At 75.2% G+C, this 7,515-nt stretch carries 9 protein-coding genes; 5 read left to right on the forward strand and 4 right to left on the reverse strand.

Translation table 11 applies throughout. From position 1 onward, the window contains the following. Positions 1-202 precede the first annotated feature (202 nt). From E1300_RS28280 to E1300_RS28290, 3 genes are read right to left on the reverse strand one after another with little or no spacing between them, the layout of a single operon-like run. Positions 203-1,027: a DUF4097 family beta strand repeat-containing protein gene (locus tag E1300_RS28280; protein ID WP_131760129.1), complete on the reverse strand. Its 825-nt coding sequence runs from the start codon at positions 1,025-1,027 to the stop codon at positions 203-205. Between the two features lie 2 nt (positions 1,028-1,029). After that, the gene (locus E1300_RS28285) at positions 1,030-1,677 is read right to left on the reverse strand and encodes a response regulator transcription factor (protein ID WP_131760130.1); all 648 of its coding nucleotides are present in this window, start codon (positions 1,675-1,677) and stop codon (positions 1,030-1,032) included. After that, positions 1,665-2,918 (reverse strand): sensor histidine kinase, encoded by a 1,254-nt coding sequence (locus E1300_RS28290; RefSeq protein ID WP_131760131.1) that lies wholly within the window; start codon positions 2,916-2,918, stop codon positions 1,665-1,667. The genes E1300_RS28285 and E1300_RS28290 overlap by 13 nt, the downstream gene beginning before the upstream one ends. Positions 2,919-3,190: 272 nt before the next feature. Between E1300_RS28290 and E1300_RS28295 the strand changes: the two genes are divergently transcribed. The 5 genes from E1300_RS28295 to E1300_RS28315 all read left to right on the forward strand — a co-directional run bounded on the left by E1300_RS28295 (position 3,191) and on the right by E1300_RS28315 (position 6,713). Further along, entirely contained in the window at positions 3,191-3,646 is a 456-nt protein-coding gene (locus E1300_RS28295; RefSeq protein WP_242619442.1) for a hypothetical protein, read from the forward strand. A gap of 175 nt (positions 3,647-3,821) precedes the next feature. Then, on the forward strand, positions 3,822-4,415 hold the full coding sequence (locus E1300_RS28300) for a hypothetical protein (RefSeq protein ID WP_242619443.1): 594 nt from the start codon (positions 3,822-3,824) through the stop codon (positions 4,413-4,415). A gap of 32 nt (positions 4,416-4,447) precedes the next feature. Continuing rightward, on the forward strand, positions 4,448-5,035 hold the full coding sequence (locus tag E1300_RS28305) for a TetR/AcrR family transcriptional regulator (protein ID WP_131760132.1): 588 nt from the start codon (positions 4,448-4,450) through the stop codon (positions 5,033-5,035). 77 nt (positions 5,036-5,112) lie between these two features. After that, entirely contained in the window at positions 5,113-5,937 is an 825-nt protein-coding gene (locus E1300_RS28310; protein WP_131760133.1) for an SDR family NAD(P)-dependent oxidoreductase, read from the forward strand. Positions 5,938-6,023: 86 nt separating this feature from the next. Next, entirely contained in the window at positions 6,024-6,713 is a 690-nt protein-coding gene (locus E1300_RS28315) for a class I SAM-dependent methyltransferase (protein ID WP_131760134.1), read from the forward strand. A gap of 99 nt (positions 6,714-6,812) precedes the next feature. Here E1300_RS28315 and E1300_RS28320 read toward each other — a convergent pair whose 3' ends face one another. Beyond that, a complete protein-coding gene (locus E1300_RS28320) occupies positions 6,813-7,418 on the reverse strand; it encodes a response regulator transcription factor (protein ID WP_131760135.1) in 606 nt (201 codons plus the stop codon). Positions 7,419-7,515 lie beyond the last annotated feature (97 nt).

Here is a 7,515-nt window from a genome sequence, read left to right on the forward strand (position 1 = left end):
TCGGGTCTCGGGAGTTCGCTCGCTTCGGGGCGCGAGGCTCAGGCGGGGGCCCTCAGACGTCACACATTCGACGGCGACACGGACGCCCGGTGGCCTGCCTGATCAGCGGGCTGCGCGCGGAGCGGGGGCGTACGGCGGTCATGTCATCAGTTAACCGGGTGGAGACAGATGGCGCAAATCGCCAGAACAGCATCGTGCGTGGTCAGTCATCCCGATAGTCGACATAGGTCGAGCCCGAGTCGCTGTACACCGAGAGCCTCCGCTCCGAGCGGTCGTCCGCCAGCGCCCGGTTCAGATGGGCCGTTCCGGAGCCGGTCCAGCCGACCACACGGTAGCGGGAGCCGGGCGGGACGATCAGCCGCACCGCGCCCGATCCGGCCGTCGCCTCCACGCTGCCGGGCGGCTCGGCGCAGCGGAGGTCCAGCCTGCCGGACGACACCTGCGCCAGGATCTCGGGCGACGCGAGCCCGGTCGCCGCGATCTCGCCCGACCTGGCCCGGACCCGCACCCGGCCCCGCACGTCCGCGAGCCCGATCCTCCCCGAGCCCGTGCGGAGGTCGAGATCACCGGTCAGCCCCCGGACGTCGATCCGCCCCACCCGGGACACCGCCGACACCCGGGCGCCCGGCGGGACCTGCACGTCGATGTCGCCATCGCAGCCCAGGCCGCTGAGGGAGTCCTCCGGATCCGCGCACCGGAACGTGACGTACAGCACGTCGCCGACGAGCTGCTCGTCCACCCGGGGCTCGGTCACCGCCCAGCTCAGCCGCTTGTAGACCCGCGCCTCCCCGGCCGGGCCCGGAGCGACCGAAACGTTGGCCTGGGCCATGTCGAGGCGGACCTCCTTGATCGCGTGCTGGTAGGGCGTGACCGCCGTCGAGGTCCGCCGGATCGCCTGGACCGAGAGCCTGAGGCCGGACGGCACCACCACGGCGACGGCGGTCAGGACGGCGAGGACGATCCACACGCCGCGCCGCCGAGGACGCGCGAGCTCCCCCGAAGGCGCGGCGGCGGAGGTCTCGTCCATGGTCACGTGCCGCCGTCCAGGAACCGGAGGACGGCCAAGACGCGGCGGTGGTCGCCCTCCGCGTGCGGGAGGTCGAGCTTGGCGAAGATGTTGTTGATGTGCTTGGCCACGGCGCTCTCGCTCACCACCAGCGCCGCCGCGATGCCCGCGTTGGACCGCCCCTCCGCCATCAGCGACAGCACCTCGCGCTCGCGCGGCGTGAGGCGGCCGAGCGGGTCGCTGCCGCGGCGCAGCAGGAGCTGCGCGACGACCTCCGGGTCCAGGGCGGTGCCGCCCGCGATGACCCGGCGCAGCGCGTCCAGGAACGCCGACACGTCCGCGACCCGGTCCTTGAGCAGGTAGCCGATGCCGCTGGTGCTGCTCGACAGCAGGTCGGCGGCGTACCGCTCCTCCACGTACTGCGACAGCAGCAGCACCGCGACGTCCGGCGCCTCGCGCCGCATGACCAGCGCGGCGCGGACGCCCTCGTCGGTGAAGCCCGGCGGCATCCGCACGTCCACGATCGCCGCGTCGGGCCGGTGCTCCCGGACGGCGGCGAGCAGCTCCTCCGCGTCCCCGGCCGCCGCCGCCACCTCGAACCCCGAGGTCTCCAGCAGCTTGGTCAGCCCGGCCCGCAGCAGGACCGAGTCCTCCGCGATCACAACGCGCACGGCAGCTCCACGGTGACGGTCGTCGGGCCCCCGGCGGGGCTGGTGATCCGGAAGGCGCCGTCCACGGACAGCACCCGGCGGGCGAGCCCCGTCAGGCCCGTCCCGCCGGCCGGGTCGGCGCCGCCCCTGCCGTCGTCGGTGACGACCACATGCAGCACGTCCCCGCGCCGCGTCACGACGATGTCGACGGCGCTCGCTCGGGCGTGCCGGACGACGTTCGTGAGGGCCTCGGAGACGACGAAGTAGGCGACGGCCTCGACGGTGGACGAGGCGCGCGGCTCCACCTCGACCCGCAGCCGGACGGGCAGCGGCACCCGGGCGGCGACACCGGACAGCGCGGCGTCGAGGCCCCGGTCCTCCAGGACCGCCGGGTGCAGGCCGCGGATCAGGCCGCGCAGCTCGGCGAGCGCCTCTTTGGCCTCCTCGTGCGCCTCGACGATCACCCGCATGGCCGCGTCCGGGACCCCGGTCAGCGTCTCGCGGGCCAAACCGAGGTTGAGGGCCAGCGACACCAGCCGCTGCTGCGCGCCGTCGTGCAGGTCGCGCTCGATGCGGCGGCGCTCCAGGTCGGCGGCGTCCACCACGCTGGCCCGCTTCTCGGCGAGGTCCTCGACGCGCCGTTCCAGCTCCCTGGCCCGGTCGGGGCCGAGGAGGGCCGCCGCGGCGCGGGCGTCGCCGCGGCGCACCGCGGCCGCCGCCCACGGCGCGGCGATCACCAGCAGCACGCCCGCGCCCGTGAGGACCGCGGCCGGCTTGCTGTTCAGCGCGCTGGAGGGCGGCAGCGCCCAGACGAACGTCGCGGACGCCGCGCAGGCCAGGCCCGCCGCCCACGCCGCGATCACCGCGATGCCGCCGAGCGCGATGAGCGGCCCCACCACCAGGTGATACCGCAGGACCCGCCACAGCTCCGGCGAGCGGAGGTCGCGCAGCGCGTCCCACGGGCGCCCGTCGTCGAAGGCCGGCATGCGCGGGACGTCCAGGCCGAGCATCGCCCAGCAGCGCTCCCGCTGCCAGGACGTCAGCGGCCGCAGCGCCAGGAGCACCAGCACGGCCGAGGCCGACGTCAGGACGAGCACCGGCGTTACCCGCGTGGGAACCCACACCATCCACGGCACAGTGAGGATCGCCCAGGCGGCGACCTGGAGGGGCACTCCCGAGGCCACGAACGCGGTGTCGCGCCACGCCGCCGCCGACCACGGGGCATGCGCGAGCGCGCGCCGAGCCGGGGAGACGGATGCCATGGCGCCACCGTAGGGCCCCGGACGACCGGATGACCATGAAGCGGGCTTCCGCCTGGAAGGTGAACCTAGTGCCACCCCAAGTCGGATAGGGGCGCTACTGAAAGCGACTCCGGTGGCCGCGACGCTGGAAGTGGCACCCGGTGAGCGGGTGTCTGCACCGCAGCATCCGAACCACGCCATTGATCAGGAGTCGTCGCATGGTCGCCGCCACTGCCCCGCTCGGTTCCCGTCCCGCCGGTCCTGGAACCCGCCGTGCCCGCCCCCATCGCCGCATGGCCCGCCCGACCGCCGCCCGCCGCATGGCCCGCCCGATCACCGGCCACCGGACGGGACGCGGGCGGTGGGTCGGGTGGGGGCTCATCGGAGGCGGCGTCGCGCTGGTGCCCTGGATCTGCGTGCTGGCGAGCACCCTCCCGTCCACCGCCCAGGTCTCGAACTGGTCGGCGGCATGGGTCGGGCTGGACGTGATGCTCGCGGCCGGGTTCCTCGCGACCGGGGTCCTGGTCACGCGGCAGGACCCGCGCCAAGGGCCGCTCGCGGCCGCCACCGGCGCGCTCCTCCTGGCCGACGCGTGGTTCGACGTGATGACCGCCGCGCCTGGGGCGGAGCGGGCGGTCGCGCTGGCACTGGCCGTCGGGGCGGAAGTGCCGCTGGCCGCCCTGTGCGCCTGCCTCGCGCTGCGGACATTTCCCCCAGACCGGACTCGGCCACCGCGCGGGGAGCGCTGAGCCACCGGCCGACGCGCAGGTGAAGGCCACATGGCAAAGCATCGACGGGAGTGCGCCAGACGGGTGAAACCAGACGAGCCGGACCTCTAGAGTGAAGTCAGCGGCGGGGCCCTCTTGCGAGAGGGCCCTTCGTCCTGCCTGCACGATCACCTGGCACGATCAGAGGTCCCGGAAAATGAACGACCAAGAGGTGCACGCGGAATGCCTGCGGCTCCTGCGGGACGGCCTGCCCGACCCCGCGCCCGACGCCTTCACCGAGGGCAGGGACTTCCTTCCGCTGAGCCTCGACCGTGACGGCGATGTCGCGGTTGTCACCTTCCTCCACCAGTGGGGGGACGGCACCCCCGGCACCTTCCCGTTCATCGAGGGGTGGACGTTCCACCGCCGCGACGGCGAGTGGATGGAGCTCGGCGGCGCGGGCGGCGCCGCGCCCGCCGAACCGCTCGCGCGCCGCTCGTCCGGCGAGATGGGCCGCCACCTCCAGAAGTACGGGTCCGGCCGGACGGTCCGCAACGCGAACCGGCTCCTGCCCTGGGGCGCCAAGTGGGTGAACGAGGCGCGCCTGCGGGCCTCCTCGGAGGTCGCGCGGATCCGGGTCGGCAAGCGGCTGCTGGACGTCCCCGCCCACGGCCACGTGGTCGTCGTCTGGTCCGCCCGCCGGGGCCCCGTCGTGGAGGCCCTCGCTCCGGACGGAGCGGTGCTGGACGCGCTGGACCTCGACCGCCCGGCCCTTCCGGCGCGTCCACCGGCCTCGACCGCGGATATTTGACCGATCGTTCTGGACCGCTCTAAGGTCGCTCCATGGCCCGGACCAAGGAGTTCGACCCGGACGCGGCGCTCCAGGACGCCCTGGAGCTGTTCTGGGAGCGCGGCTATGAGGCCACCTCCATGGCCGACCTGGTCACCAGGCTCGGCGTCGCCCGCGCCAGCATCTACGGGACGTTCGGCGGCAAGCGCGACCTGTACCTGAAGGCGCTGGACCGCTACCTCCGGACGACCGATTCGGTGATCATGGAGTCGCTGTCGCAGCCCGGTCCCGTCCTGCCCGCCGTGCGCGCGCTGGTCGAGCGCTTCGCCGCGGAGTCGGCCCGGGACCGGCCGCGCCTCGGCTGCATGGTCGTGAACACCGCGGTCGAGCTCGGCCCGCGGGACGCCGAGGCCGCCCGCCTGGTCGAGGCCAGTTGGAGCTTCCTGGAGGCCGCCCTGACCTCGGCGCTCACCCGCGCGCGGGCCCAGCGCGAGCTGCCCGCCGACCGGGACCCGCGGATGCTGGCGCGGTTCCTGCTCGTCCTGTTCCAGGGCATGCGCGTACTCGGCCGGGCGCCCGCGGACGACGGGCGCCTTCAGGACGCGGCCCACCAGGCACTGGCCCTGCTCGAAGGGCCGTAACGCTCATCCCGCCCGATGGGGCGGGATTTCTTCGGCCTTAATTCAAGAATGATCGATCTAGAATCAGGGGTACCGCGATGACCGCACGTTTCGCAGGCGCACGTTTCGCAGGCGCACGTTTCGCAGGCGCACGTTTCGCAGGCAGGGTCGTCCTCGTCACCGGCGGCGCCGGGACCATCGCCCGCGCCACCGCGCTCGCCTTCGCCCGCGAGGGCGCCACCGTGGTCCTCGCCGGGCGCGGTCCCGAGGCGCTGGCCGGAGCCGCCGAGGAGATCGAGGCCGACGCCGGCGTGCGCGCCTCCGGCGGGGGCGCCGACCGGGTGACCGCCGACGTGACCGACCCGGCCGGCGCCGCCCGCATGGTCGCCGCGGCCGCCGAACGGCACGGCGGCCTGCACGTCGCGTTCAACAACGCCGGGATCTTCGGCGCGCCCGCCCCCGTCGCCGACCTCGCCGACGGCGTCTGGACCGACGTCCTCGCCGTCAACCTGACCGGCGTGTTCCTCTCGATGAAGCACGAGATCGCCCACATGCGGGCGAACGGCGGCGGTGCCATCGTCAACGCCGCGTCCAACATCGGCGCGCACGGCCGCCGCCCCGGCCTCAGCGCCTACGCCGCGTCCAAGGCGGGGGTCAGCGCCCTCACCCGCACCGCCGCCCGCGAGTACATCGCCGACGGCGTCCGGATCAACGCGGTCAGTCCCGGCGCCAGCGACACCCCCATGTCGTTCCGGCCCGGCGAGAGCCGCGCCGACCGCGACGCGCGGCTCCGGGCGACCGTCCCCGCCGGGCGGGCGAGCGACCCGGCCGAGGTCGCCGAGGCGGTGCTGTGGCTGGCCTCGGACGAGTCGGCCTTCGTCGTCGGCCACGACCTGGTCGTCGACGGCGGCACGACCGCCTGACCGGCCGATCCGGCGGCGCCGCGGGCGGCGTGGCGAGCGCGTCCTCGGCAACGCTTCCCCGGCGGCTCGCTGGGCAGACTCCAGGCATGGCCGTGACGCCCGACTACGACGCCGACCCGGAGCGCTTCCGCCTCGCCTCGCGGATCACGCGCAGCTACCTCATCGGGGCGCGGAGCCTGCACGACCACGTCGCCGCGAAGCTGCTGCACGCGGGCTTCCCGCGCGTCCTGGACATCGGCTGCGGCGAGGGCGCGCTGAACGGCGCGCTCCCCGATCCGCCGCCGTTCCGGCTCGTGGGGCTGGACGCGTCCGCCACCATGCTCCGCGCCCATCCGGGGCCGGCGGTCCGGGGCGACGCGGCCCGCCTGCCCTTCCGGGACGCGTCGTTCGGCGCCGTCGTCGCGGTGAACATGCTCTGCCACCTGGCCGACCCCCGGGTCGCGCTCCGCGAGGCGCGCCGCGTGCTCGTCCCCGGCGGGCTGCTGCTCGTCTCGGCGACCTGCCGCGACGACAGCCCGGAGCTGGCCCCGGTCTGGCAGCCCGAGCCGACCCCGTTCGACGCCGAGGACGCGCCCTCGAAGGTGTGCGACGTGTTCGGCGAGGTCGAGGTGGAGCGGTGGGACGCGCCGCTGCTCACTCTGCCCGACCCAGCCGCCGTCCGCGACTACCTGATCGCCCGGCGGATGCCTCGCGAGCACGCCGCGAAGGCGTCCGAGCACCTCCGCACGCCCCTGCCGATCACCAAACGGGGCGCCCTGGTCCTGGCCCGCCGATGATCAGTCCGCCGCTGACCTGCCCGCCGATGACCTGCCCGCCGATGACCTGCCCGCCGATGATCGGCCGGGCGGGTGCGTGCCGGGTCAGAGCCGCCCTCCTCACAGCCAGCCGCGGTCGCGGGCGGCGCGGACGGCGGCGTGGCGGTTGTCGGTGCCGAGCTTGGTGACGGCGGCCGACAGGTAGTTGCGGACGGTGCCCTCCGACAGCCCGAGGCCGCGCGCGATGCGGGCGACGGGCGCGCCGTCGGCGGCGGCGCGGAGCGTGTCGAGCTCGCGCGGGGTGAGCGGGCACTCCTCGGCGGCCAGCGCGTCCGCGGCGAGCTGCGGGTCGATGTAGCGGGCGCCGTCCGCGACCTGCCGGATGACCTCCGCGAGCCGGGCGCCGGGCGCGTCCTTGCCGAGGAACCCGCGCACGCCCGCGGCCATCGCCCGCCGCAGGTTGCCGGGCCGGCCGTGCGCGGTCACGATCACCAGCCGGCAGCCGGGCAGCTCCCGGGCCAGCCGCTCGGCGGCGGCGAGGCCGTCCAGCCCGGGCATGTCGATGTCGAGCACCGCCACGTCCGGGGCGAGGCGCAGGGCCCGCTCGACCGCCTCGTCGCCGCGGCCGACGTCGGCGACGACCTCGATGCCGTCCTCGGTCTCCAGGAGCAGGACCAGCGCCTCCCTGATCAGCAGGTGGTCGTCGGCCAGCAGGACCCTGATCACGACGCTCCCCCCGGCCGCGCGGCGGGCGCGTCCGCGAGCGGTTCCGGCACGGCGGGCGGTTCCGGCACGGCGGGCGGCGGTGCGGCCGGGACCGCGG

The sequence above is a fragment of the Actinomadura fibrosa genome (assembly GCF_900659615.1).
Lineage (GTDB): Bacteria > Actinomycetota > Actinomycetes > Streptosporangiales > Streptosporangiaceae > Spirillospora > Spirillospora fibrosa.